The sequence below is a fragment of the Caproiciproducens galactitolivorans genome (genome assembly GCF_029266045.1).
In the GTDB taxonomy this organism is placed as follows: Bacteria; Bacillota; Clostridia; order Oscillospirales; family Acutalibacteraceae; genus Caproiciproducens; species Caproiciproducens galactitolivorans.
In genome coordinates this window covers 41,485-66,926 of sequence record NZ_JAJUFJ010000015.1, presented here as the reverse complement: position 1 = coordinate 66,926, position 25,442 = coordinate 41,485, and the positions used below count along the sequence as shown (strand labels likewise).

Genomic DNA, 25,442 nt, shown 5'->3' with positions numbered 1-25,442 from the left:
GGTCTGCAAAATCAATGTGGACTCCGATCTACGTCTCGCCATGACGGCCAGCATCCGCAAGTATATGGCGGAAAATCCGAGCCATTTTGACCCAAGGCAGTATCTCGCCCCCGCGCGCACAGCCATTAAAGATATGGTTGCGCATAAGATTACTGCAGTCCTCGGCTGCGCGGGAAAAGCTTAAAGATAGTTCGTTTCCATGCAAGAAGGTCCGCCCAATCGGGGCGGACCTTTTTGCGTTTATTCTGTGTTTTCGACAGTATCCGGGGGAAGCCCCCCGCTTTCCCCTTCCATTTTGCCGGTTAAAGAAAAGAATTTTTATTGAATAGAAATAAATTGGAATTTTTATAATTAAGCCATTGTATTCATTGTAAATATACGCTATAATTATCGTAAATTTGGTTGAGCAATTGTGTGGTTGTTACAATCAATTCCTGAAAGGAGTATCGATAATGAAACAGTATCAAGCAAAAAATATTCTAAATGTTGCAATTGCGGGGCATAGCGGAGCGGGGAAAACCAGCATTGCAGAAGCGATGCTGTACCTTTCCGGCGCAACCGATCGTTTTGGGAAGGTTGGGGAAGGAAGCACCGTTTGTGACTTCGATCCGGAAGAGATAAAGCGAAAAATTACTGTGTCAACCGCGGTGGCTCCTTTGGAATGGAAGAATCATAAAATTAACCTGATTGATGCTCCGGGCCTTTTCGATTTTGAAGGCGGCCTTTGCGAAGCTGTTCGCGCGGCGGATTCCGTGCTGATTGCGGTTTCCGGCAAGAACGGGGTTGCCGTGGGCACCGAAAAGGCAGTAGAGGCGGCAAATAAGCGCGGCCTGCCGAAAATTTTCTTTGTGAACGGCCTTTGCGATGAAAGCGCGCGTTTTTACAGGGTGTTCGAAGACCTGAAAGCAAGCTTCGGCCCTTCCGTCTGCCCGGTGGTTGTTCCGTACATTGAGGATGGCAAAGCGAACATATACATTAATATGCTGGAGTATAAAGCATACGATTACCAGAATGGCAAGCCTGTGGAGGTAAAAATGCCGGATATGGGAAACCGGCTTGAGGGTTTGCGCACCGCGATTTACGAGGCGGTCGCTGAAACAAGCGACGAGATGTTTGAAAAATACTTCTCGGGCGAGCAGTTTACGCCGGAGGAAGTGATTGTCGGCGTTAGCAAGGGCGTGAAATCCGGGGCGATCTGCCCGGTATTCTGCGGCGACGCCCTGCTGATGCGCGGTATGGAGCAGTTCCTGGACGGCCTTGTCTGGCTGGCGCCGTCCGCCGAGGAAAAGAGCGCGGAGATTGCCGCCGACACCGACGGCAACCCGGTTGAGCTTTCTGTGAACGAAAACGGCGCGACAGCCGCCATTGTTTTTAAGACGGTTGCGGATCCGTTTATCGGCAAGATGTCCTATTTGAAGGTGATTTCCGGCAAGGTTTCAACCGACACGCAATTGCTCAACATGCGTACCGGAAATATGGAGCGCGTCGGCAAGACGGTTATTCTGCACGGCAAAAAGCAGGAGGATACCTCGGCGATCGTTGCGGGCGACATCGGAGCGGTGCTGAAATTGCAGGGAACCAGTACGGGTGACACGCTCTGCGCGCCGGCCCGGAAGGTGACGCTGGACGGCATTGATTACCCGAACCCGACCCTTTCGATGGCGGTAATGCCCAAGAATAAGGGAGAAGAAGATAAGGTTGCGCAGGGAATCCTGCGCCTGGTGGATGAAGATCCCACCATCCGCTTTACAACCAATACCGAAACGCACCAGATGGTGATTTCCGGTTTGGGAGAGCAGCATCTGGATATCATCGTTTCGAAATTAAAGGGGAAATTCGGGGTGGACGTCACGCTGCAAAAACCGCGTGTGCCCTACCGCGAGACAATCCGCAAAAAGGTGCAGGTACAGGGGCGCTACAAGAAGCAAACCGGCGGCCACGGCCAGTTCGGCGATATCTGGGTGGAGTTTGAGCCCTGCGACAGCGAAGGGCTGGAATTTGCCGAGCGCATTGTCGGCGGCGCAGTACCGAAGAATTTTTTCCCGGCGGTTGAAAAGGGCCTGCGCGAGAGCATTATGAAAGGCCCGCTGGCGGGTTACCCCGTCGTAGGACTGCGCGCCACGCTGTACGACGGTTCCTACCATCCGGTGGATTCGTCGGAAATGTCGTTTAAAATGGCGGCAAACCTTGCCTATAAGGCGGGCATGCCGATTGCGAACCCCGTGCTGCTTGAGCCGATCGGCACCTTAAGGTGCACCGTGCCGGACGCGAACATGGGCGATATCCTCGGCGAAGTGAACAAGCGCCGCGGCCGCGTACTGGGGATGAACCCGACGGAGGACGGCAAGAAGCAGATTGTGGAAGCCGAAGTGCCGATGGCGGAAATGCATGATTTCTGTACCTATGTCCGCCAGGTAACGCAGGGCAGAGGTTCTTTTACCTTTGATTTCTGCCGCTATGAAGAAGCGCCGCAGCAGGTTGCCCAAAAGGTAATTGAAGAGGCGAAGGCTTCGGCGGAAGAAGAATAAAGAAACGAAGCAGCCTTCGGAAACGGAGGCTGCTTTTTTGCATTTTTGTCCCCTTTCACGCATATTTATCATTACAAGGGGGGCGTTAAAATGTTTGTATTATCAGTCAAAGCAGGCAGAAAAAAGCTTTTAATCGGTCTTGCGGTGGTTTTAATTGTCATAACCGGCGTCATGGTAATCTCCAAGATGCATGATTCGAAACCCGTAGCGACGGTGGGGGGGAAACAATATTCCCTGAAAGCGGCAACGAATGAGGATCGCATTTCTTTTCTAAAACAGTTTGGATGGAATGTAAACGCGGAGCCGATTGAGATGAAGGACGTGACAATCCCCGAAAAATTTAATAATGTGTACACCCAATACAACAAAATACAGAAGGAACAGGGGTTGGATCTTCTGCCTTACGCGGGAAAAACCTGCAGGCAGTGGGTATACGCGGTGACAAATTTTCCGCAGGTTCCCAATGTGCGCGCTACCATGCTGGTGTACAACAATATCGTTATCGGCGGGGATTTGAGCACAGTAGAGCTGGACGGCTTCATGACCGGCTTTAACGGCGTGCAGGAAAGTGCCGATTACGGCATGCGGAAAACAGTTTCCCCTCGCGAAAATCTGCCGTCTTCCGCTACGCCGACGGTATCTTCCGCGATTCCGGCAAACGCATGGCCAACGGACTGAACCGAATTCCAAGTTGACCGTTTCCCCCGGATCGCGTACAATAGGAACATAAAAAGGGTCGCTGGCGGCCTGTCGCGGGATGGACCGCCATTTTTCGAAAAATCGGGAAGCTTATAAAAGGAATACGGCAAAACAGGAAGTGAGTAAGTGAGCAGGGAACGGCTGGATAAAATTCTTGCCTTGCATGTGACGGACAGCCGCAAGGACGCGGGCGCGATGATACGGCGCGGCGAGATCGCAGTAAACGGAAAGGTTGTAAAAAAAGCGGATTTTAAGGTGGACACGCTGTTAGACGAAGTGACCATAAACGGGGAGCCCTTATCCATTAAGGAATTTGTCTATTTGATGATGAACAAGCCCTCCGGGGTGCTTTCCGCAGCGCGGGACGCGCGTGCGCAAACGGTGGTGGATCTTCTGCCGCCGGTGCTGAAAAGGAGGGGGCTTTTTCCGGCGGGCCGGCTTGACCGCGATACGGAAGGGCTGCTCATTATTACGGACGACGGCGCTTACGCGCACCGGATGCTTATGCCTAAAAGCAATGTGTACAAGCATTACGAGGCGGTTCTTGCCCGCCCGGTTACTGCGGACGACGTTGCGGCGTTTGAAAACGGCGTGGTGTTGAAGGACAGGGTATGCCTGCCCGCAAAGCTGGAAGTTTTGGAGGAGGGGGAGCATCCGCTGGTCAGGGTGAGAATCCACGAAGGGAAATTTCATCAGGTGAAGCGGATGTTTCTGGCGAGGAATAATGAGGTGTTGAAATTAAAGCGCGTGAAAATCGGGGCGCTTGTCCTGGACAACACGCTTAAGCCCGGCGAAGCACGCGAAATGAGCGTGGAAGAGGCCAATTCCGTTTTTTTATAGATTCATAAACTTGTATAAATTTTACCCCTTGTTTTTTGTCACCTATAAATTTTCAATAAACTTTAAGCAAAAAGTTTGGAGCAAAGCGAAAATTTAGCGTGATTCATTCGGTGCGCGGACTCTTTATATAAAGCTGAAACACAGTAAAAATCACGAAATATGTACGAAAAAAACGTTTTCTTTTTTACAAATTCATAATCTTGTATAAATTTCAATTCGGAAATTTGTAATTTATCAGATTTATATAAACAAGGAGAAAAAAGTTTGGGTAAAAAAGGTCTGTATTTCCCCAAGCGGTTCTGTTATCATTAACGCGTGGAAATTAAGCAAAGATTATTACCGGGCCCGGTAGCAGCTTTGTGTGTCAGGAACAGAGTAAGACTTGGAGGATGATTATGGCAAACGTAACCTTGAAAAATGTTTATAAAGTATATGACGGCGGAGTGACCGCGGTCAAGGATTTTAATTTGGAAATTGACGATAAAGAATTTATAATTCTGGTCGGCCCTTCCGGCTGTGGAAAATCCACAACGCTCCGCATGATTGCCGGCTTGGAAGAAATCAGCAAAGGCGAACTTTACATTGGCGATACCCTTGCGAATGACATAGCCCCGAAAGACCGCGATATCGCCATGGTGTTCCAGAACTATGCTCTTTACCCGCATATGACGGTATTTGATAATATGGCATTCGGCCTGAAGCTCCGCAAGGTTCCAAAGGATGAAATCAAGAGACGCGTGGAAGAGGCCGCAAAGATTTTGGATATATCCCATCTGCTCGACAGAAAACCGAAGGCTTTGTCCGGTGGCCAGCGCCAGCGTGTTGCGTTGGGACGCGCCATTGTCCGCAACCCGAAGGTTTTCCTTCTGGACGAACCGCTTTCCAACTTGGATGCGAAGCTGAGGGCACAGATGAGGACCGAAATTTCCAAGTTGCACAAAAAGCTTGGAACAACCTTCATTTATGTAACGCATGACCAGACAGAGGCCATGACCATGGGCGACCGCATTGTGGTTATGAAGGATGGCGTTGTTCAGCAGGTAGATACGCCGCAAAACCTTTATGATTTCCCGGTAAACGAATTTGTCGCGGGCTTCATGGGTTCGCCGCAGATGAACTTTATTGACGCGACGATTGAATCCAAAGACGACCGGTTCTTTCTTAAATTCGGCAAATACAGCATTGCCATTCCGCAGGAAAAAGACAAGGACGGCGTATTGAATGGCTATGTCGGCAAGGCGGTGGTGTTTGGCATCCGTCCGGAGGACGTTCATGATGAACCCGATTTCCTTGCGAAATCCACAGATGGCATTGTCGACGCGGATGTCGAGGTGACTGAGCTGATGGGCGCGGAAACCTATCTGTACCTTAATTGCGAAGGCAATAGCATTACGGCGCGCGTAGAACCGACTTCTACAGCGAAAACAGGGGACAACATTAAAATTGCATTTAATTTAAAGAAAATGCATTTGTTTGATAAGGAAACAGAACAGACTATCCTCAATTAAGTGAGAAAAGAAAAGGCTGTGCCGTTTGGCATGGCCTTTTTTGTTATATATCCGCAAATGCCCGCCTGTGCGGGGATCCGCAGCTTTTGCGGCGCCGCGCAGGAAGCCCTCCGGCTCCGGGTCGGCGGTTTGGTTAAACTGTCGGATTTTTCACGCTTTGCCGTTTTCGCTGCCTTTTTGATACCGAATCCCGGAAAACTAAGGTTTTTCGGGCATGATAAATTTTGGAAAAGTTCGTATTTCATTATAATATTCTATTTTATAATTAAATTAGCAAGGATTTGTGAAATAATGATTAAAAATTACCGTTCTCTTTGCTGATTCTTTATTTTCTGTTGAATATTAGTTGAAAAGTACAATTAATTTATGTAAAATGTATGTAGGTAGGAATCGTTATTTAGATAAGTTCGATAAAGAGAGGGAGAGCTATGTCCAATCGATTATTTCAGGGAGTCATTCATCAGATGCGCGATGCCATTGACCGCACAATCGGGGTGATTGATGAAACCTCGGTCATTATCGCCTGCAGCGAGCTGGGCAGGATCGGCGAGGTTAACGACAGCATTACTCCGGAAGTTCTGGCTACGCCCGGAACTTTTGTTGTTAATGGTTACACGTATAAGTCATTTGGCAGCCGCCCGCGCCCGGAATATGCCGTTTTTGTTTCTGGTAGCGACCCGGAGGCCGGACGTTACGCCTCCTTGCTCGCTGTTTCGTTGAGCAGTATTAAGCAGTACTATGACGAAAAGTACGACCGCAGCAATTTTATCAAAAATGTCATTCTCGATAACATTCTGCCCGGCGATATTTATTTGAAGGCGCGCGAGCTCCGGTTTAACTCGGATGTGAACCGCGTTTGTATGTTGATCAAAATAACCAGCAGGTCCGATGTGTCCGCTTATGACGTGGTTCAGAACCTTTTCCCGGACAAAAACAAGGATTTTATCATTAATATAAATGAAAACGATATTGCGCTGGTAAAGGAAATCCGTGCTGGCATTGAGCAGAAGGATTTGGAAAAGCTTGCAAGCTCCATCGTCGATACGCTTTCGAGCGAGTTTTACACCCACTGCGTTGTCGGCATAGGCACGATTGTTACCGGCATTAAAGATCTGGCGCGTTCCTTTAAGGAAGCACAGGTTGCTTTGGAAGTCGGTAAGGTGTTCGACACCGAGAGGTCGATTGTCAGCTACGACAACCTGGGCATTGCCCGCCTGATCTATCAGCTTCCGACCACGCTGTGCGATATGTTCCTGAAGGAAGTGTTTAAGCGCGGTTCTATTGAGTCGCTGGATCACGAGACTCTGTTCACCATTCAACGTTTCTTTGAAAACAACCTGAATGTTTCGGAAACGTCGCGTAAGCTTTTTGTTCACCGCAACACGCTGGTTTACCGTTTGGAGAAAATCAAAAAGATCACCGGTTTGGATCTTCGTGAATTTGAAGACGCCATCGTATTTAAGGTTGCCCTGATGGTTAAAAAGTATCTTTCTTCCAACCCTGTTAAATTCTAACAGAGAAATGAAGAAAAGTTAAAAGAATTACAGATTTATTACAAATTATTTCTTAAACGGAATAATAAATAAGAAACCCATTGGTATTATGTAAACATACCAATGGGTTTTGATTCGTATTCATCCTGTTGGTATTTATGTGTGAAGAAACAGGGGTTAATACTCCAAACAGACAGGGAAAAACAGGGAAAAAACAAGAAGAAATGATAATTGCCGTCCCGCGAAAAGTAATCGATCCGACTGCGGGAGGGGCAAGGGGAGAAGGGCTATCCGGTGTATAGGATCGAGCCGGAAGAATTCGATTTTTAATGGAGCGATTGCGTTGATAGAATTTCAAAATGTCAGTAAGATTTATTCAAACGGCACCCGGGCGCTCAAGGATGTCAGCTTGAAAGTGGACAAGGGCGAGTTTGTTTTTATTGTGGGTTCCTCCGGAGCGGGGAAGAGCACGTTCCTGAAACTGATTATGTGCGAGGAAAGGCCGAACAGCGGGGAAATTATCGTTAACGGGAGGGAGCTTTCCACCTTGAAAAAAAGGGAAGTCCCTTTTATCCGCCGCACGATGGGTATTGTATTCCAGGATTTCCGCCTGATTGATACGATGACGGTTTTTGAAAATGTGGCGTTTGCGATGCATATCGTTGGCGCTTCCAACAAGGAAATCCGCAAGCGCGTTCCGTACATTCTGGGGCTTGTGAATCTTCAGAACAAGGCGAAATGCCACCCGGCGGAGCTGTCCGGCGGCGAGCAGCAGCGCGTGGGGCTGGCAAGGGCTTTGGTCAACAACCCGAAGCTGATTATTGCGGACGAGCCCACCGGCAACATTGATCCGGCGCTTTCGTTTGAAATCGTGGATCTTCTCAATGAAATCAACCGCCGCGGCACCACCATCCTGATGGTAACGCACGAACATACACTAGTAAAGCATTTTCATAAGCGGGTCGTAGAAATCCACGACGGAACCATTGTGGCGGACACCGCCTCGCAGAAGGAGGAGGAGCGCCATGAAGATTAGAAGTCTTGGATACCTGTTCAAGGAAGGCGTCAAAAATATCTGGAGCAACCGCACAATGAGTATCGCCTCTGTCGGCGTTTTGGTATCGTGCTTACTGCTGACCGGTGCGGCTGTTGTTTTTTCTTATAATATTAACTCCGCGATGAAAACAATTGAGGGAAATAATTCGGTTCGTATCTATATGACGCAGGATCTTCCCACACTCTCCGCAATAAAGGTCGGGGAGGAAATCAAAAAGCTCGATAATATTAAGACCTGCGAATTTGTTCCGAAGGACGAAGCAATTCAGCAGTATATGAAAATTCTGGGTGACAAGAACGGTACCATGCTGCAGGGCATGACCGGAAAAGATAATCCGCTTCCGGATGCGTTTAAGGTTTCTTTTAAGGATTTGTCCAAGTATAAGGATACGGCGGCGCAGATTAAGAAAATACCGGGCGTTGCAACCATTAACGACTATTCCGATGTGGCGGCCAAGCTGACTAGGCTGGACAAGGTAGTTACCATGGCCGGATTTTGGATTATCCTTCTGCTCAGCCTGGTTTCGCTGTTTATTATTTCGAATACTATCCGTGTTACCATGTTTTCCCGCCGTGTGGAGATCAGCATTATGAAATCCGTCGGCGCGACGAACGGGTTCATACGCGTTCCGTTTATTGTGGAGGGTATTATCATCGGAATGTTGTCCGGTGCGCTTTCCAGTTTCCTTCTTTTTCTGATTTACGATAAAATGGTTGGTTCGATTACGTCCATTACGCTGTTCTCGCCGGTCGACATCAGCCCCATGGCCGGGAAGATTTTGTTGGCCTTTATGCTTGCAGGGACTCTGTTCGGCGCGGTTGGAGGCGTAATATCCATTAGTAAATACTTGAAAAAGGAAGGAGGAGAAATCGTTGGCTGGTAAAACATTCGCAAAATGTGCGGTAGCCCTTGTTTTAGCAATTACGGTTCTGCTTTCTCCTCAGGTCATGGTGCCCGCCTCGGCGGCGAAAAGCCTGAGCCAGTTGCAGAAGGAGCAGGCTACGCTGAAGAAAAAGCAGGCTGAGGTTGCCGCGAAATTAAAATCCTTGCGGGCGGACAAGGCGAATAAGGTTGCCTATAAACAGGCGCTGGACACACAGGTTGCAACCGTTCAGAGCCAGATCGACGTTTTAAACCAGCAGATTTCCGCGCTCGACTCGGATATCACCTCGAAGCAGAACCAGATTTCCGGAAAGCAGCAGGAGATCAATAAAAACTATGAGCTGTTAAAGCAAAGGCTCCGTGCTCTGTATTTGACCGGCGAAGCTTCGAATCTGGAGATCATCCTCAGCGCGAAGAATGTTGTCGATTTAGCGGATAAGACCGAAGCGATCAAGGCGATTACCATGCATGACACAAATCTTATCGATACGCTGAAATCGGACATGCAGAGCATTCAGGCGCAGAAGGCACAGATTGAGGAAAACCGCAAAAAGGTTGCAAGCGCAAAGGTTACGCTTGACCAGAAGCAGAGCGAACTCACTTCGCTTCAGCAGGAGACCAAGCAGGTGATTGCCGAAATTTCTGCAGATGAATCTTCCGCGCAGCAGCAAAGCGCGGAGCTTGCCGAAAAGCGCAGGAAAGCGGATGCTGCGATTGACCAGTGGTATAAGGAGTACTACGAACGCCAGAAGCAGAACAACGGCGGAGGCGGCGGAACGAGCGGAAGCGGCGGCTACACTAGCACGGGGAACTTTTGCTGGCCGGTTCCGGGCGTAAACACCGTAACCAGCGGATACGGTCCGCGTTGGGGTTCATTCCATAAGGGAATCGATATATCCGGTCCGGGGGTTTACGGACGGCCGATAGTTGCGGCGGATTCCGGCAGGGTAATGATGGCCGGATGGGGCAACTACGGTACAGGCTACGGCGGATACGGCAACGTTGTCGCAATTGACCACGGCGGCGGCTATTCAACGCTGTACGGCCATTGCAGCAGCGTGGCGGTTAGCACCGGACAGATTGTTACAAAGGGGCAGGTTATTGCGTACGTTGGAAATACAGGCGATTCGCAGGGCGCGCACTGCCACTTTGAAATCCGTGTAAACGGCGTGGCGAAAAATCCGCTGAACTGGTTCACAAAATGACGTTGAAAATAAGGAAGATTGAAACGATATGAGCAGAAAGCTGTCCTGGGGCGCGGCAGTCGCCCTTGTTGCCGTAACGGCTTCCATCACGGTGTCCCTTACCTATGTTTACGCTATGAAAAGCTTTAACTCCAAGGTAGCGGATATTAACGAGCGCCAGGCGATGTATACAAAGCTGAGCGAAATCGACCAGAAAACAAGGCAGGTTTACATCGGTTCGGTGAATGAAAAGGAACTGAACGACGGAATCTGCGCCGGGTATGTCGCTGGGCTGGGAAACGCGCAGGCGAAGTACCTTTCGGCGGAAAAGTATAAGGCATACCTGAACAGCAGTAGTGAAAAAAGCGTTGGTGTCGGTATTAAAACCGTACAGGACAAGGACGGCAATATGGAGGTTATTGAAGTAACCCCCGGTTCCCCTGCGGAAAAAAGTGGGATTAAGAAGGGCGATACCGTCGTCAGCGTGGACGACAAAGAGGTCATCCGCCTGACCTACGGCGATGCGCTCAATAAGCTCGACGGGGTTGTCGGTTCTAAGGTGAAGCTTGGGATCCTGCGGCCGCAGGAAAGCGAGGGGCAGAAAGCGGAGACAAAGACCGAGTTGCTCAGCATTACCGTCACCCGCGCCGAATACGCCGAGCAGACGCTTATTTCTTCCATGATTAACGGCAACGTGGCTTACCTGAAAATTTCCGCGTTTACGGATTCCAACGCGGAACAGTTTAACAATATGCTGGCGGCGCGCATTAAAGAGGGCGCTTCCGGGATTGTAATTGATCTGCGGAGCAATTCCGGTGGAAGCATCCGCGGGATGGCGGAAATGCTCGATACCCTGTTGCCCGCCGGCAACACGGTAAGTTACAAAGACAAAGCCGGGAAAGTAACGGTGCAGTATACTTCAGGCCCCAATACGGTGAATCTGCCGATCAGCGTGATTGTGAACCGCAACACCTTCGGCGCGGCTGAAATTTTCGCGGCCGATATCAAGGATTATAAAAAAGGCCTTTTAGTCGGCGAAAAGACAGCCGGGCTCGGCACGAAGGATGAAGTCAAACCCCTTTCCGACGGCTCTGCCGTTATTCTTCCCGTTGCAAATTATTTGACGCTGAACGGGGAAGTATTCAACGGAAAAGGAATCGCCGTGGATATTCAAAAGGAGCTTACTTCCGATCAGGAGGCGCTCCTGGTCCGCAACCAGCTTAGGGCTGAACAGGATCCGCAGCTGCAGGCGGCGGTTTCCGCGCTGATCCGCCAGGGGGTAAGCGTGGAAAAAGCGCCGGGAACGGAAAGCAGCCCGGCAAGCAGCAAAGCCAAGGCGGGTTAAAATCGGCAAAGGATAGGTTCCGGGGATATGCATTTCGCATATCCCTCTTCTTTTTGAATACAATACCAGAGGCGGAGAAAAGGTGCCGGAAAGGAAAAAGTTTGCAGGCGAAAAACACGGTTCCCGTTCGGGATTTTATTGACAGAACGGTACGGTGTCACTATAATGTAAGTATTATTATCGAAAGGGTAAAATGCAGTCTACTGTATTGAAAAAGGTGGTATTCTACTATGGTAAAACAGGTGGTTTTAACGAGGGAAGGCTTGGAAAAGCTGGAAAAAGAGCTAGAGGACCTGAAAAGCGTTAAGCGTAAAGAAGTGGCGGAAAAAATTAAAGTGGCCCTCTCCTTCGGCGATTTGTCTGAAAATAGTGAGTATGACGAAGCCAAAAACGAGCAGGCGATTGTCGAGGCCCGCATTGCGGACATTGAAGTCATGCTTAAAAATGTAAAAGTTATCGACGAGGACGAGCTCAGCAACGAGAATATCCACATCGGCTCCAAAGTGGAGGTTCGGGTTACAAATCCCACAACCGGCAAGAGCAATGTTGCCAACTATAAAATTGTCGGTTCCAATGAAGCGGACCCGCTCAACGGGAGCATTTCGGACGAATCCCTTGTTGGAAAATCCCTTCTGAACCACAAAATCGGCGACAAGATTCAGATTGAAGTACCTGCCGGCTTGATGGAATACGAGGTTCTTGCCATATCCAAATAAGCTTTTGGGGGCGGGAGTGATGTTTTCACCCTGCCCCTTTTTTCCAATAAAGTGTGAAGCGCATATGGCTTCCTTTCTGGAACAGGATGCTTAAAGACAGCGAAAATGAGATTGATATAGGAGAGTTACAAATGAGCGAAAATATCATCGAGGAAAACGGTACACAGTCCGCACAGGACCTTAGTGAGCTGCTGCAAATCCGCAGGGACAAGCTGAGTACGCTGCAAAAGGCGGGCAAGGATCCGTTTGCGATCACAACCTGCCCCCGTGACATTACCGCGAAGGAAATCCACCAGCTTTTCGATGAGCTGGAAAACAGCGATGTCTGCATCGCCGGGCGTATGATGAGCTGGCGCGACATGGGCAAGGCCAGCTTCATGGATATTCACGATCGCAGCGGCCGGATTCAGGTTTATTTGAAAATCGACCAGGTGGGCGAAGAAAGCTATAACGAAATGAAAAACTGCTGGGATGTCGGCGATATCATCAGCGTAAAGGGCTATGTGTTCAAGACCCGCAGGGGTGAAATTTCCGTCCATGCAAAGGAAATCAAGCTGCTGGCGAAATCGCTTCTCCCCATGCCGGAAAAGTTCCACGGCCTGAAGGATACCGATTTGCGCTACCGCCAGCGCTACATTGACCTGATTGTCAACCCGGAGGTTAAGGATACCTTTATCAAGCGCAGCGAGATTATCCGCACCATCCGTGCTTTCCTCGACGCGCAATCCTATATTGAAGTGGAAACCCCTGTGCTGAACACCCTGGCGGGCGGTGCCGCCGCAAGACCGTTCATTACGCACCACAATACGCTGAATATTGACATGTACCTGCGTATCGCGACGGAGCTTCACTTAAAGAGGCTGATTGTTGGTGGGATGGAACGCGTTTACGAAATCGGGCGTATTTTCCGCAACGAGGGAATGGATGTCAAGCATAATCCGGAATTCACTACGATCGAGCTATACGAAGCGTATACGGATTACCGCGGGATGATGGAGCGTACGGAAAACATGATTCACGAGTGCGCGATGAAGGTCTGTGGAACCGATCAGATTACGTATCAGGGCGAGGAAATTGATCTTTCCCTGCCGTTTAAGCGCCTGAGCATGAACGACGCGATTAAGGAGTACACAGGAATCGACTTTCTCTCCTTCAAGGGCGACACCGAAAAGGCAATGGAAATTGCGAAGAGCCTCCACCTTGAAACAAAGAGCACCGATACGTGGGGCAATATCATGGCGCTGGTCTTTGAGGAAAAGGTAGAGGAGCATCTTGTACAGCCGACCTTTATTTTCGATTACCCGGTGGAGGTTTCCCCGCTTACCAAGCGCAAGCGGGACTGCCCCGAGCTGGTTGAGCGGTTCGAGCTGTTTTGCACGCGCTGCGAGCTTGCAAATGCGTATTCCGAGCTGAACGACCCGATCGATCAGCGCGAGCGCTTTATGCACCAGATGAAGCTTCGTGCTGCGGGCGACGAAGAGGCCAACGTGATCGACGAGGACTTCCTGACCGCGCTGGAATACGGTATGCCGCCGACCGGCGGTATGGGCATGGGCATTGACCGCCTTGTCATGCTGCTGACCGATAGTGCGTCTATCCGCGACGTTCTGCTGTTCCCAACAATGAAGCCCTTGAATAATGTTAACGGCAAAAATGATGTGAAAAATAAGGCTGAGGAAGCACCAAAAGCTGAGCATGAAAAGATTGATTTCTCTAAGGTAAAGATTGAGCCATTGTTTGAGGATACCGTCGATTTCGATACCTTCTCGAAGTCCGATTTCCGTGCAGTAAAGGTTTTGGCTTGTGAAGCAGTACCAAAGTCAAAGAAGCTTCTCAAATTCACATTAGATGACGGTGAACGCAAAGACCGTGTGATTTTAAGCGGTATTCACGAGTATTATGAGCCTGAAGAACTGGTAGGCAAGACTTGTATCGCTATCGTAAACCTGCCGCCGAAAAAGATGATGGGCATTGACTCTTGCGGTATGCTTATTAGTGCCGTTCACGAAGAAGAAGGCGAAGAAAAGCTCCACTTGTTGATGGTTGATGACCATATTCCGGCAGGCGCAAAATTGTACTAGACTAGTATGAAATTTGCAAATAGAGAATTTGCGACTTGCGACCGGTTTATGACCATTTATTAATGGCAGAAAGCTGATGATGAAACCGGTAGGCCGAAACGCTTACCGGTTTTATATTCAAGGCAAGGAGTTCTTATGGTTAACAAAACCCCAAAAAATAATGAAGCGCTATGTGAGAATAGTATCGTTGAAAATGTATGGGATAATTCTGTCCCTGTAGAAAAAAGCTCATATCTTCATGAGGATGTTGAGTATATAAACCTCGATAGATTCAAACATGATAAGAGAAAACTTACGATGTTGGACCTGTTTTGCGGAGCGGGTGGTTTTGCAGTAGGTTGCTCTTGGGCTGGTTTCCAGTCTGTGTTTGGAGTAGACCATCTAAAACCTGCAATGAATACGTGGATGTTAAATCATCCCAATTCAATAGGGTGTCTGGGGAACATAAAAAAAGTAGACCCTCTATATGTAAAAAGATTGCTTGAAGAAAGAGGCGTAGAAAAAATTCACCTTATAACTGGTGGAGTACCTTGTCAGGGATTTTCTCTTGCTAATAGAAAGCATAACGATTTTGATGAACGTAATTTCTTATTTTTAGAATACATGCGTTTTGTTCCAAGTTGTTGAAGGGAAACGTAGTTAAAACATTCTTTTATGGCATAGGTATTCCGACAGCTGCACATGGGCAGAAGTCTGTAGATTCTCAAAAATTGGTGGATTTTATTTTTGGAGTGGAAGAAGATAAATCTGTTATACCACTCTATAATCCAAATCATATTGAACTATAATTTTAAGACCACATCAGAGAAATCTCCTAAGGCCTTTTTCTTATATCTGCGCCATTTCCATCTTTTATATTTTTCCAAACTTAGTATTTTGCCTATGAATCAGCTACGTGAAATGTTGCTCTGCGCTCTAGTTACATATCCTGGAGCCTGCAATATATCGTTTTCAATCTTCTTTAAACGGATGCCAAAATTCCATGGGAAATATGAAAATACGATTTTTTCGAGAAATAAAAAAGCTGCAAAAGCAACAAATGAAAAACTACGGTAAAACTTGTAAAGTGGAAAGAAAAATTTCCCGACAATGAAGCCAAAGAACTGATTTAGCCGCCAATAAAAGCGAGAAGCCCCACTTCGTCCCGGATTTCCACCGCGCCGTAGCGGGCGCGGATCCATCCCCTTTTGGAAAATCCCGCCAGCGTGCGGTTTACGGTGACGCGCGAAATACCCGCAAGGCCCGCAAGGTCGTCCTGCGTGGCGCGTACAGTACCGTTGCGCGCCAGGCTGAGCAGAAGCCGCGCGAGGCGCTGGTCAGCCTGCAGAAATGTCATTGAATTCACCTGTGCGGAAAGCATGCGGATCGTCTGCGACAGATAGGTAAGCAGGTTCATGGCGAGCTGCGGTTCGCGGCGGATACATTCCATCAGGCTCTTCCGGGTGACGGTGATGATTTCGGATTTTACGAGCGCTTTTGCGGAGGAAACGCGGGGCATGCCGTCAAAAAAGGCCGCTTCGCCGAAAATATTCCCCGGTTCCAGTACGGTAAGGGTCTTTTCTGCGCCGTCCTCCGAGCTGAGAAAAATTTTCACTTTCCCGCTTTTCAAATAATAAAATTCATCGGCAAGCGCTTCCTGCCAGTAAATCATTCGATCCTTTTCAACAACATGGGATGTGTGGGTTCTTTCCAGCACATCCCATTTCTTTTTATTCGACGGTTCCATGTCAATCCTCCGTGAAATGCGATTGGGGGCGGATCTGCCTGTGGACTTTTTTCCTCAAGGAATGGGAACCATGTTCCTTTTCATAGCCCCGGTTGTGATGGATTCTGTTGTTTTTTGTAATTGTAACATATGATACATTCTTTGCGCAAGATTTATGCAATAATAAGACAAATCGAAATTAAGGGAGGTACCCACTATGGGAATGACGATGACGCAGAAAATCCTCGCCGCGCACGCCGGGCTGGAAAGCGTAAGCGCGGGGCAGCTGATCGAGGCGGAACTTGATTTGGTTCTGGGAAATGACATTACCTCGCCGGTGGCGATCAATGAATTTGAAAAATGCGGGGCTTCCTCCGTTTTTCATAAGGATAAAATTGCGCTGGTTCTGGATCATTTTACACCGAACAAAGATATTAAGGCCGCGGAACAGTGCCGCCAGGTACGGAACTTCGCAAATCAGTATCAGATTACGAATTTCTTTGATGTGGGGCAGATGGGCATTGAGCATGCGCTTCTGCCGGAAAAAGGGCTGGTTGTTCCGGGGGACTGCGTAATCGGCGCGGATTCGCACACCTGCACCTACGGCGCACTCGGCGCGTTTTCTACAGGCGTGGGTTCCACCGACATGGCCGCCGGGATGATTACCGGCAAAGCGTGGTTTAAGGTGCCTTCCGCGATTCGGATTGTGCTGAAAAACAAACCCACGAAATGGGTGAGCGGCAAAGACGTGATTCTGCACCTCATCGGGAGAATCGGCGTGGACGGCGCGCTGTACCGTTCGCTGGAATTCACCGGCAGCGGCGTGAAATACCTTTCCATGGACGACCGCCTTTGCATTGCAAACATGGCGATTGAGGCCGGCGCGAAAAACGGGATCTTCCCCGTGGACGAGGTTACGCTGGATTACGGGAAGGGCCGCTTCCAGCATGAGCCGGTTGTTTACGCGGCAGATGAGGACGCGGTTTACGACGAAACCGTGGAGATTGACCTTGGAAAAATCCGTCCGACCGTTGCGTTCCCGCATCTTCCCGAAAATACAAAAACCATTGATGAAGTCGGAAAAATCAAAATCGACCAGAGCGTGATCGGTTCCTGCACGAACGGACGGATGGAGGATCTGCGAGCGGCGGCGGCGATTCTCAAGGACAGGAAGGTTGCGAAGGATGTGCGCTGCATCATTCTGCCGGGCACACAGGCGATTTATCTGCAGGCGCTGCGCGAAGGGCTGGCGGAAATCTTCGTCGAAGCCGGGGCGGTGTTCAGCACGCCGACCTGCGGACCTTGTCTTGGCGGGCATATGGGCATCCTCGGCAAGGGGGAGCGCGCAATTTCCACAACAAACCGCAATTTTGTCGGACGCATGGGGCATATTGAATCGGAAGTCTATCTGGCAAGCCCGGCTGTGGCGGCGGCAAGCGCCGTAACCGGCTATATTACCGATCCGGAACAACTGACAGAGGGGGTGCAGAAATGAAAGCGCATGGATTTGTACACAAATACGGGGACAACGTCGATACGGATGTGATTATCCCCGCAAGATATTTGAATACGGCTTCCCACGCGGAGCTGGCCGCACACTGCATGGAGGACATCGACGCAGATTTTGTCAAGAAGGTGAAGAAGGGCGATATCATCGTGGCCGCGAAGAATTTCGGTTGCGGCTCCTCGCGCGAGCACGCCCCGATTGCGATTCAGGCGAGCGGTATTTCCTGCGTGATTGCCGAAACATTCGCCCGCATTTTTTACCGTAACGCAATCAATATCGGCCTGCCGATTCTGGAATGCCCCGAGGCAGCGCGGGATATTCAGAACGGCGACGAGGTGGAAATTGATTTTGACAACGGCGTGATTCAAAACCGGACGAACGGAAAAAGCTATAAGGCACAGCCTTTCCCGCCGTTTATTCAGAATATTATCGAAAAGGGAGGGCTTTTGAACAGTATTTCGAAATAAGCCAATGCCGTTTTGCACAGCGGTTAAAGGGCGCTTCGGCGCCCTGAAAAATCCGGACGCGGGGTCATGCACCAGCGCCCGGATTTTTGTTAGCATGGACGTTTCGGAAGGCAGAAGAAAAACGGTAGTGCATTTTTGGAACAGTCCTGCAAACCCTAGGAAGTATTGGGCTGTATTTTCCGGCATTCACACAATCTTCAAAAACTTTTATAAAAAATTCATGACTTTTTCGGCGAATTCCCGTATAATCAGAATAGGAGAATTGTCAGAAATTTACCACGGGGGTATGAAGGAGGATAAAAATGCCGGTTGGAAAAATATTAGTGGTTGACGACGACCAGAATATATGCGAGCTTTTACGTCTCTACATTGAAAAAGAAGGTTACCAGGTTGTCATTGCCAACGATGGTCGCAAGGCGTTGGAGGCTTTCGAAACGGAAGAACCGGATCTGATTATGCTTGACATCATGCTGCCCGAACTGGACGGCTGGCAGGTTTGCCGCGAGATCCGCAAGAAATCACAGTGCCCGATTATCATGTTGACAGCAAAGGGCGAAGTTTTCGATAAAGTGCTGGGCCTTGAGCTGGGCGCGGACGACTATGTGGTGAAACCGTTTGAAGCGAAGGAAGTAGTGGCGCGGATTAAGGCGGTTCTTCGCAGGTTGGGCAAAAACGGCGATGAAACCGTTAAAGAAGTGAAGTACGATAAGCTTTCCATCAATTTGACGAACTATGAGCTGCGCGTCAACGGCGTGCAGATTGACACCCCGCCGAAGGAAATGGAACTGATATACCATCTGGCAAGCAATCCGAACCGCGTTTTCACACGCGACCAGCTTCTGGACGAGGTTTGGGGCTTTGATTATTATGGCGATAGCCGTACGGTCGACGTCCACGTGAAACGGCTGAGGGAAAAGCTTGAGGGAGTTTCCGACAAATGGGCTTTGAAAACCGTTTGGGGCGTTGGCTATAAGTTTGAAGTTAAGGAATAAAAAATGCGAAAAACGCTTTTTAAAAAATATTTACGGATTACTTCCCTGATTGTTGTGATCAGCTTTTTGTTTTTAAGCTTTGTTATGCTGATCTTCGTTTCCAATTACTGGCGCTCGGAAAAATGCGCATTGCTCCGCAAAAACGCGGAAAGCGTGGCAACGATCGCCGCAAACAGCGTTACTTCCGTACAGGATAATTTCTATTCCATTGACGGGAAGCGCATGAAGATATTTATCGCGGCGTTTTCCGAAAACATTGACGCGGACATTTTTGTAACGCGGCTGTCCGGACAGATTGAAATTGCTTCCTATGACAGCGGGAGCGCGGTAAACGAAACCAAGCAGGTCAGCCAGGACATTATTCAAAAGGTCGTTGCAGGGGGGTACACCGCGCAGGGAACCATGGGCGGGATTTACAGCCAGCCCTATTATGTTGTAGGCGTTCCGATTACCGTTATGAATGTGGACGGGAGCAAAACCGTAATCGGCGCGGTGTTCACCGCTTACAATGTGCGCTCTTTTAACATTTTTCTCGGCGAGATTATGCGCGTTTTCCTGTTGGCCGCGATTGCGGCGTTCATCATTTCGTTCTGTGCGGTTTGGCTCTTTTCCTACAAATTGGTGCGCCCGTTGCGGAACATGGCGGCAGCGGCCCACTCGTTCGGGAAAGGGGATTTTTCCGTACGCGTGCCGGTTACGAGTGAGGATGAGATCGGACAGCTTGCGATGGCGTTCAACAACATGGCAAGGTCGCTGGCCTCCGGCGAAAACGCAAGCCGCAATTTTGTGGCGAATGTTTCGCACGAGTTGAAAACGCCGATGACGACGATTGCCGGATTTATCGACGGCATTTTGGACGGAACCATTCCGCCGGAAAAACAGAAGTATTACCTGACGGTTGTTTCGCAAGAAGTGAAACGCCTTTCCCGCCTGGTCCGCACCATGCTGGCCCTTTCGAGGATTGACAGCGGGGAGCTGAAGTTGCACCCAGCGCGGTTCGATTTAACAAATACGATTTTGATTGCCTTTTTGTCGTTTGAAAAAGCGATTGAGGATAAAAAGCTGGAAATCCGGGGGCTTGAGGACGCGGAAAGCCTTTTTGTTGACGGAGATCCGGATATGATCCACCAAGTTGTATATAATTTAATTGAGAACGCCGTAAAGTTTACGAATGAAGGCGGCTATATTGAAATCCGCATCCAGGATCTTTCCGATCGGACCAGCGTGATTATTAAAAACAGCGGGGCGGGAATTGCCCCCGACGAGCTTTCGCTGATTTTTGACCGCTTTTACAAAACCGACAAATCCCGCAGCCAAGATAAGAACGGAATGGGTCTCGGCCTTTATATCGTAAGAACCATCGTAAAGCTGCACGGCGGTGAGATTACCGTAAGTAGTGTGCAGAACGAATACTGCCAGTTTGAATTTTGGATTCCGAAAATCAAGGAGCCGCCTAAGCTGAAAGACGGTTCTGCGGAACAGGCGAAAGAGTAATTCACTTAGAAAGGAATAGCTTTATGAGCGATCATTTCGATAACAACGACAATGGCGAAAAGAATATCTGGCCGTCGGATTCTCCGGAAGCAAACGAGGATACGCAGCTGGTAGAGCCGAAGGAAACGGACGGTGTTCCTCCGGAAAACAAGGAGGCGGTGAACGGGCCGAAACCGGATTTCGAAAACCGGTGCGGGGATGCTTCTGTCCCCCGGCAGGAGTGGCCGGGCAGCGGTCAGCCGCCGTACCAAAACCCGCAGAATCCTTATTCCCCTTACGGGCAGTATTACAATCCTTATGGACAGTATACGAATCCGGGCGGGGGTTACGGGAATTGCGGCTACGGGCAGAATCCGCAAAATCCGTACAATCCGCAAAACCGGTACTGGACATATCCGCAAAACAACGGGCAGCAGCCCCGGCAAAACCCACAGGATCCGCAGCAGCCGAGTCAGCCCGGCGGCCCCAAACAGCCGAAACGGAAAAACACCGGGATGCGTGTGTTCCTGATCTTTCTCGGGATCCTCATCGGTGGATTCGTTCTGGGCTTCTGCATTTACAGCGTGCATATTGCCGTTGAGCAGCAGGGCGGCTGGCAGGGCAGCACCGTTTCCCAGCCGGCAGAAAACAACAGCGCAAGCGCGGCTTCCGGTTCCAGCCAGGCGCAGAGCCCCGTAAAGATTCCCAGCGGCGCCGCCAACGCGGCGGGTATTACGATTCAGCCTAAGCCAAGCGGCAACCCGTATGACGCAAAGACGGTCTACAAAAATACGGTGCAGAGCGTGGTAGGGGTGGAAACCACAGTCCCCGCGGCGGCGGGGAGCCAGGGTGGCGTCATTCAGGGTACCGGCATTATCGCAACAAAGGACGGCTATATCCTGACAAACGCCCATGTGGTAAACAATTCCCGTTCCTATAAAGTAAAAGTCGTGCTTTACAACAAGAAGGAGTATGACGCCAAGGTTGTGGGCTACGACAAGACTTCCGATATCGCGGTACTTCGCATCCAGGCGAATAATCTGAGCGCGGCGGTGTTTGGCAACGCGGATCAGCTTGAAATCGGCGATCCGGTAATCGCGATCGGCAATCCGGGCGGAATTGAATTCGCAAGCTCGCTGACGGGCGGGTATGTTTCCGCGCTGAACCGCACGATTGAAAGCCACAGCGACAACGGCATGACATATATCCAGACCGACGCGGCCATCAACCCCGGCAACTCGGGCGGTCCGCTGATGAATATGTACGGGCAGGTTGTTGGCATTAACTCGAACAAGATTGTTGCGACCGGCTACGAAGGAATGGGCTTTGCCATTCCGGTGAGCAGGGCGAAAAATATTATCGACGATCTGATTGCGCGCGGATATGTCAGCGGGCGGAGCCGCCTTGGCATAACCGCCTCCACCATTACTGCGATTCAGTCGGAGCTTTCCGGTTATCCGACCGGCGTTATGATCCGCCAGATCAGCCCGGAGAGCGATTTGACAAAATCAGGCGTCGTGCCCGGCGATGTGATTACGAAAGTGGACGGTCAGACGGTTTCCAGCGTGGACGATTTATACGCCGTGCTGAACAAGCACAAGGCGGGCGATACCGTCACGCTGACGATTTTCCGCATGGGAAGCGGCCAAAATACAAATGGAGCGACCCGTGAAGTGAAAACGAAGCTTTTGGAAGATAAAGGGGAAACCCAGCAGAAATAAAGAGCCGCCGCAAAAGAGCAGAAAAGCTTATAAACGCAAAGCACCCCTTGCCGATGAGAAAATCATCCGCAAGGGGTGCTTTCTTATGTTGTAAGCCCGAAAGGCATTGGGAATAAGGGAACGTTTCCTCTTTCCTGTTGAAAGAGGAGGCGTTCCGTGTTTTTTTAAATAAAAAAAGAATGCAGATTTTGTTCCGCATTTCTTTTCACTGCATTTTATCGTTTTGAACCAAGGAAGAACAGGGCGATCGTCCCCGGGCCGGAGTGCGCCCCGATAACGGGCCCGACATAGCTGATCACGAATTTCTTTACGCCGAGCCGGGCTTTGATTTCCTCGGCGACAAATTCGGCATCCTCCTTTGCGTCGCCGTGGCTGATAAATACCGTCTGCGACGCTGGATTGACTGCGGTTTGCTCCATATGGTCCACTAGTGCCAGAAGCGATGCGCGGCGGCCCCGGGCTTTGCCCATGTTGATCAGATGCCCTTCGTCGTCCACATGGAGCACAGGCTTAATGTTCAGCATTGTTCCAATTAAGGCGGTCGGACCGGAAATCCGGCCTCCGCGTTTTAAGTGGTGCAAATTTTCAACGGTAAACCAGTGGCAGACACGAAGCTTCGTTTCCTCCAGCCAAATGCGCAGTTCGTCGATGCTCTTGCCTTTCCGTTTTTCCTCAACGGCAAGAGAAAGAAGCAGGCCCTCGCCCATTGACGCACAGAGCGAATCCACGGCGTAGGCCTTTCTTTCGGGGTACTTCGGGGTCAGTTCTTCGCACGCCAGCTTTGCGGCATTGTAGGTGTTGCTCAGCCCGCTGGAAAAAGCGATGCAGAGCACATCCCGGCCGGATTGAAGTATGGGTTCCATAGCGCTTTTGAAAGCTTCCATATTCACAGCGGAGGTGGTGCAGAGCATCCCTTCGCGGATACTACGGTAAAATTCTTTGAAAGGAAGTTCTCTTTCGTCCAGATAGTTATGGTATTCCCTGCCCATTAAGTTAAAGGAAAGGGGAAGTACAGTCAGCTCCAATTCCTCAGCTAATTCGGCAGGAAGGTCGCAGGAGGAATCCGTAACAATGGCATATTCACTCATAACCTTCACCTTTTACATTGTAAAATATTTACAATTGTATTGTATCATGAAATTCCTTCTTCGTAAATCATCTACAGAAATAAAACAACTCTGCAGAAAGGCCAGGTTTATGTAGGAACAATAAAAAGCTCCCCTGCTCCCTTCCGCCTATTTCCGAAAGGGAGCATTTACAGGAGAGTTTTAAAGGGGAGGAGTAAAAGATGAAAACAATAAAAAAGAAGAAGGAACGGAAAGCCGTTCCTTTTTATTATGTCCTGTTATTTTCCGGTTTATACATCAGATTTCTTTATTTTGAAAAATCCGGCAGGATAGAAAATAAGACCCGGCATACAGGAGCAGGGAAACCGGCAGAACGAGCGCCAACAGAAGCTCCGACGTCGAATCGTCAATGGGGCCGAAGGAGGGCAGGCTGAGATGGAGTTCCGACAGAATGGTCGCTGCTGCGGTGGGAAGAAAGCAAAACAAAATGATCCATAGGCGGGCTTTCTGTGTGCCGAATTTATAGAGAAGAGGCATCATAAAAGCCAAAACACAAAGGGAAAGCGCAAAAAAACAGTAGAGAATCACCGGTAATTCCGAATCCATCTTGCTGGAAAGCAGGGCAAGCAGGGCGGATACGGCGCATCCGACGGCAATGAATAAAAACCCGAGAAGATACCTGCTTAGTACAATCTGTTTTTTCGTTACCGGCAGGGAAAGAAGGTAAATATCCCATTTTGCAAGTTCGTCATAGGCAAAGGTGTTCATAAGCACCATAGCGGAAAACATGATGATTATGGCGGACAGAAAAGCACTATTGCCCATGGATGAGAAGATGAGGACGTAAAGAACGATGGTAAATCCGATTTTTATTCCGATTTTTCTCATGGTAAGCAGGTCTTTTGTAATCAATGCGCTCATGCTTTTTCCCCCTTTACATACAGAAGCATAATTTCGTCAATGGCAGCCGCGTCCACGACCAGCCTGGGATGCTTTCGCTTGAATTCATCGCGGTTTTCGACCAGTACTTCATAGCCGCATTCATTTTTGTGCCAGCGGACAAGTTCCGTTTTATCGAGCTTCTGAAAATCTGCCGCACCGCATTTCACAATTCCGCAAAGATAGATCAGGTCGTCCTTTGAGCGGTCGAACACGACGTTCCCTTCGTGGATAAACGTGATGTAATCCGCGACTTTTTCAAGGTCGCCGGTAATATGGGAGGAAAACAGAATCGCATGGGATTCATCCTGAATGAAATCGAGGAAGATATCGAGAATTTCGCTACGGACAATCGGGTCGAGTCCGCTGGTAGCTTCGTCCAGGATCAGCAGGCGCGGGTGGTGTGCGAGCGCGCTGGCAATGCTCAGCTTCATTTTCATCCCTTTGGAGTATTCTTTTATTATTTTATCCTTGGAAATCCGGAAACGGCGAAGGTAGTCGTCGTACAGGGCATCATCCCAGCTTTTGTAAATCCGTTTTAAAATTTTTGCAATATCGCTAGCCTTAAATTCGCTGTGAAAATAGCTTTCGTCAAAGACGACGCCGATTTGCTCCTTAATTTTGCATTCGTCCTGAATATTGTCCATTCCGAAGATTTTAACGGAACCGGCGTCCCGGCGGATTTCATTTAAAATCAGCTTAATAGTGGTTGTTTTTCCCGCACCGTTCTCACCGATAAAGCCGACAATACTGCCGCTTGGAACGGTAAAGCTGACGTTTTTGAGCTGAAACGACGGGTAGTTTTTGCAAAGATTCCTTACCTCTATAACATTTTCCATAAATATTCCTCCGGCACGCTAATTTATTCGCCATTATAAAGAAGGGAAAGCATTTCGGTAAGCTCGGAAAGCGAAATTCCGCACGATTTTGCCGCGTCCACCGCGCTTTGCAGAAAGCTTTCCGCTTTTTTTAACTGTTCCTCGCGGATAAGCGCCATATTTTTCCGCGCGACAAAGCTTCCCTTGCCCGCGACGGTTTCGATAAATCCGTCGCGCTCCAGATCTTCATAGGCGCGTTTCGTGGTGATCACGCTGATATGAAGCTCCTTTGCCAGAAGCCGCATGGAGGGCAGCGCGTCCCCTTCATTCAGATAACCGGTGATTATATGGCTTTTAATCTGTTCGGTTATCTGTTCATAAATCGGTCTTCCGCTGGAATTGCTGATAATGATATCCAAT

General features: G+C 49.4%; 23 protein-coding genes. 18 read left to right on the top strand and 5 right to left on the bottom strand.

Annotation, left to right across the window (positions count from 1 at the left end; genetic code table 11):
* The 13 genes from P9B68_RS10735 to P9B68_RS10675 form a co-directional block, all read left to right on the top strand.
* Window positions 1-184: class II fructose-bisphosphate aldolase (locus P9B68_RS10735; RefSeq protein WP_277669020.1), on the top strand; the 184-nt coding region annotated here is incomplete at its 5' end.
* A 268-nt stretch (window positions 185-452) separates the two neighbouring features.
* Window positions 453-2,528, top strand: coding sequence for an elongation factor G (locus P9B68_RS10730; RefSeq protein ID WP_135660735.1), 2,076 nt, complete (start codon window positions 453-455; stop codon window positions 2,526-2,528).
* 90 nt (window positions 2,529-2,618) lie between these two features.
* Window positions 2,619-3,206 carry a DUF4830 domain-containing protein gene (locus P9B68_RS10725; RefSeq protein WP_135660733.1) on the top strand — a complete coding sequence of 196 codons (588 nt, stop codon included), beginning with the start codon at window positions 2,619-2,621 and terminating at the stop codon, window positions 3,204-3,206.
* 147 nt (window positions 3,207-3,353) lie between these two features.
* Window positions 3,354-4,067: a pseudouridine synthase gene (locus tag P9B68_RS10720; RefSeq protein WP_135660731.1), complete on the top strand. Its 714-nt coding sequence runs from the start codon at window positions 3,354-3,356 to the stop codon at window positions 4,065-4,067.
* Between the two features lie 395 nt (window positions 4,068-4,462).
* On the top strand, window positions 4,463-5,575 hold the full coding sequence (locus tag P9B68_RS10715; protein WP_277669019.1) for an ABC transporter ATP-binding protein: 1,113 nt from the start codon (window positions 4,463-4,465) through the stop codon (window positions 5,573-5,575).
* A gap of 428 nt (window positions 5,576-6,003) precedes the next feature.
* Window positions 6,004-7,089 (top strand): PucR family transcriptional regulator, encoded by a 1,086-nt coding sequence (locus tag P9B68_RS10710; protein ID WP_135660726.1) that lies wholly within the window; start codon window positions 6,004-6,006, stop codon window positions 7,087-7,089.
* A gap of 322 nt (window positions 7,090-7,411) precedes the next feature.
* A complete protein-coding gene (ftsE, locus tag P9B68_RS10705; protein ID WP_135660724.1) occupies window positions 7,412-8,104 on the top strand; it encodes a cell division ATP-binding protein FtsE in 693 nt (230 codons plus the stop codon).
* A complete protein-coding gene (ftsX, locus tag P9B68_RS10700; protein ID WP_135660722.1) occupies window positions 8,094-9,008 on the top strand; it encodes a permease-like cell division protein FtsX in 915 nt (304 codons plus the stop codon). The genes ftsE and ftsX overlap by 11 nt, the downstream gene beginning before the upstream one ends.
* On the top strand, window positions 8,998-10,212 hold the full coding sequence (locus P9B68_RS10695) for a murein hydrolase activator EnvC family protein (RefSeq protein ID WP_207669576.1): 1,215 nt from the start codon (window positions 8,998-9,000) through the stop codon (window positions 10,210-10,212). The genes ftsX and P9B68_RS10695 overlap by 11 nt, the downstream gene beginning before the upstream one ends.
* A gap of 28 nt (window positions 10,213-10,240) precedes the next feature.
* Window positions 10,241-11,536, top strand: a complete 1,296-nt coding sequence (locus P9B68_RS10690; RefSeq protein ID WP_277669018.1) for a S41 family peptidase — start codon at window positions 10,241-10,243, stop codon at window positions 11,534-11,536.
* Between the two features lie 230 nt (window positions 11,537-11,766).
* Window positions 11,767-12,252 carry a transcription elongation factor GreA gene (gene greA / locus P9B68_RS10685; RefSeq protein WP_135660718.1) on the top strand — a complete coding sequence of 162 codons (486 nt, stop codon included), beginning with the start codon at window positions 11,767-11,769 and terminating at the stop codon, window positions 12,250-12,252.
* A gap of 131 nt (window positions 12,253-12,383) precedes the next feature.
* On the top strand, window positions 12,384-14,333 hold the full coding sequence (lysS, locus tag P9B68_RS10680; protein ID WP_277669017.1) for a lysine--tRNA ligase: 1,950 nt from the start codon (window positions 12,384-12,386) through the stop codon (window positions 14,331-14,333).
* A gap of 135 nt (window positions 14,334-14,468) precedes the next feature.
* Window positions 14,469-14,960 (top strand): DNA cytosine methyltransferase, encoded by a 492-nt coding sequence (locus P9B68_RS10675; protein ID WP_135657458.1) that lies wholly within the window; start codon window positions 14,469-14,471, stop codon window positions 14,958-14,960.
* A 481-nt stretch (window positions 14,961-15,441) separates the two neighbouring features.
* On the opposite strand, the gene P9B68_RS10670 is transcribed toward P9B68_RS10675, so the two are convergent.
* Window positions 15,442-16,059: a Crp/Fnr family transcriptional regulator gene (locus P9B68_RS10670; RefSeq protein ID WP_135657460.1), complete on the bottom strand. Its 618-nt coding sequence runs from the start codon at window positions 16,057-16,059 to the stop codon at window positions 15,442-15,444.
* Between the two features lie 196 nt (window positions 16,060-16,255).
* On the opposite strand from P9B68_RS10670, the gene leuC reads away from it, so the two are divergent.
* The 5 genes from leuC to P9B68_RS10645 all read left to right on the top strand — a co-directional run bounded on the left by leuC (window position 16,256) and on the right by P9B68_RS10645 (window position 22,198).
* Window positions 16,256-17,533: a 3-isopropylmalate dehydratase large subunit gene (gene leuC, locus P9B68_RS10665; protein ID WP_135657462.1), complete on the top strand. Its 1,278-nt coding sequence runs from the start codon at window positions 16,256-16,258 to the stop codon at window positions 17,531-17,533.
* Complete coding sequence (gene leuD / locus P9B68_RS10660) at window positions 17,530-18,012, top strand: 3-isopropylmalate dehydratase small subunit (RefSeq protein WP_135657464.1); 483 nt, start codon at window positions 17,530-17,532, stop codon at window positions 18,010-18,012. Before leuC ends, leuD begins: the two co-directional genes overlap by 4 nt.
* Window positions 18,013-18,314: 302 nt before the next feature.
* Window positions 18,315-19,004: a response regulator transcription factor gene (locus P9B68_RS10655; protein ID WP_135657466.1), complete on the top strand. Its 690-nt coding sequence runs from the start codon at window positions 18,315-18,317 to the stop codon at window positions 19,002-19,004.
* A gap of 3 nt (window positions 19,005-19,007) precedes the next feature.
* Window positions 19,008-20,498 carry a sensor histidine kinase gene (locus tag P9B68_RS10650; protein WP_135657468.1) on the top strand — a complete coding sequence of 497 codons (1,491 nt, stop codon included), beginning with the start codon at window positions 19,008-19,010 and terminating at the stop codon, window positions 20,496-20,498.
* A gap of 23 nt (window positions 20,499-20,521) precedes the next feature.
* A complete protein-coding gene (locus P9B68_RS10645) occupies window positions 20,522-22,198 on the top strand; it encodes a S1C family serine protease (RefSeq protein ID WP_277669016.1) in 1,677 nt (558 codons plus the stop codon).
* 215 nt (window positions 22,199-22,413) lie between these two features.
* Here P9B68_RS10645 and P9B68_RS10640 read toward each other — a convergent pair whose 3' ends face one another.
* From P9B68_RS10640 to P9B68_RS10625, 4 genes are all read right to left on the bottom strand, one after another.
* Window positions 22,414-23,286, bottom strand: coding sequence for a DegV family protein (locus tag P9B68_RS10640; protein ID WP_135657473.1), 873 nt, complete (start codon window positions 23,284-23,286; stop codon window positions 22,414-22,416).
* A gap of 276 nt (window positions 23,287-23,562) precedes the next feature.
* A complete protein-coding gene (locus P9B68_RS10635; protein ID WP_135657475.1) occupies window positions 23,563-24,186 on the bottom strand; it encodes an ABC-2 transporter permease in 624 nt (207 codons plus the stop codon).
* Window positions 24,183-25,043, bottom strand: a complete 861-nt coding sequence (locus P9B68_RS10630) for an ABC transporter ATP-binding protein (RefSeq protein ID WP_277669015.1) — start codon at window positions 25,041-25,043, stop codon at window positions 24,183-24,185. The genes P9B68_RS10635 and P9B68_RS10630 overlap by 4 nt, the downstream gene beginning before the upstream one ends.
* Window positions 25,044-25,066: 23 nt before the next feature.
* Window positions 25,067-25,441, bottom strand: a complete 375-nt coding sequence (locus tag P9B68_RS10625; protein ID WP_277669014.1) for a GntR family transcriptional regulator — start codon at window positions 25,439-25,441, stop codon at window positions 25,067-25,069.
* Between the last annotated feature and the right edge of the window lies 1 nt (window position 25,442).

Excerpts from the sequence above, each read along its gene's own strand:
- P9B68_RS10675 (WP_135657458.1), top strand. The coding sequence starts at position 14,469 with ATGGTTAACAAAACCCCAAAAAATAATGAAGCGCTATGTGAGAATAGT.
- P9B68_RS10635 (WP_135657475.1), bottom strand. The coding sequence starts at position 24,186 with ATGAGCGCATTGATTACAAAAGACCTGCTTACCATGAGAAAAATCGGA.
- P9B68_RS10730 (WP_135660735.1), top strand. The coding sequence starts at position 453 with ATGAAACAGTATCAAGCAAAAAATATTCTAAATGTTGCAATTGCGGGG.
- P9B68_RS10655 (WP_135657466.1), top strand. The coding sequence starts at position 18,315 with ATGCCGGTTGGAAAAATATTAGTGGTTGACGACGACCAGAATATATGC.
- P9B68_RS10670 (WP_135657460.1), bottom strand. The coding sequence starts at position 16,059 with ATGGAACCGTCGAATAAAAAGAAATGGGATGTGCTGGAAAGAACCCAC.
- ftsX (WP_135660722.1), top strand. The coding sequence starts at position 8,094 with ATGAAGATTAGAAGTCTTGGATACCTGTTCAAGGAAGGCGTCAAAAAT.
- P9B68_RS10645 (WP_277669016.1), top strand. The coding sequence starts at position 20,522 with ATGAGCGATCATTTCGATAACAACGACAATGGCGAAAAGAATATCTGG.
- P9B68_RS10640 (WP_135657473.1), bottom strand. The coding sequence starts at position 23,286 with ATGAGTGAATATGCCATTGTTACGGATTCCTCCTGCGACCTTCCTGCC.
- P9B68_RS10725 (WP_135660733.1), top strand. The coding sequence starts at position 2,619 with ATGTTTGTATTATCAGTCAAAGCAGGCAGAAAAAAGCTTTTAATCGGT.
- lysS (WP_277669017.1), top strand. The coding sequence starts at position 12,384 with ATGAGCGAAAATATCATCGAGGAAAACGGTACACAGTCCGCACAGGAC.
- P9B68_RS10710 (WP_135660726.1), top strand. The coding sequence starts at position 6,004 with ATGTCCAATCGATTATTTCAGGGAGTCATTCATCAGATGCGCGATGCC.
- leuC (WP_135657462.1), top strand. The coding sequence starts at position 16,256 with ATGGGAATGACGATGACGCAGAAAATCCTCGCCGCGCACGCCGGGCTG.
- leuD (WP_135657464.1), top strand. The coding sequence starts at position 17,530 with ATGAAAGCGCATGGATTTGTACACAAATACGGGGACAACGTCGATACG.
- P9B68_RS10715 (WP_277669019.1), top strand. The coding sequence starts at position 4,463 with ATGGCAAACGTAACCTTGAAAAATGTTTATAAAGTATATGACGGCGGA.
- P9B68_RS10650 (WP_135657468.1), top strand. The coding sequence starts at position 19,008 with ATGCGAAAAACGCTTTTTAAAAAATATTTACGGATTACTTCCCTGATT.
- P9B68_RS10630 (WP_277669015.1), bottom strand. The coding sequence starts at position 25,043 with ATGGAAAATGTTATAGAGGTAAGGAATCTTTGCAAAAACTACCCGTCG.
- greA (WP_135660718.1), top strand. The coding sequence starts at position 11,767 with ATGGTAAAACAGGTGGTTTTAACGAGGGAAGGCTTGGAAAAGCTGGAA.
- P9B68_RS10690 (WP_277669018.1), top strand. The coding sequence starts at position 10,241 with ATGAGCAGAAAGCTGTCCTGGGGCGCGGCAGTCGCCCTTGTTGCCGTA.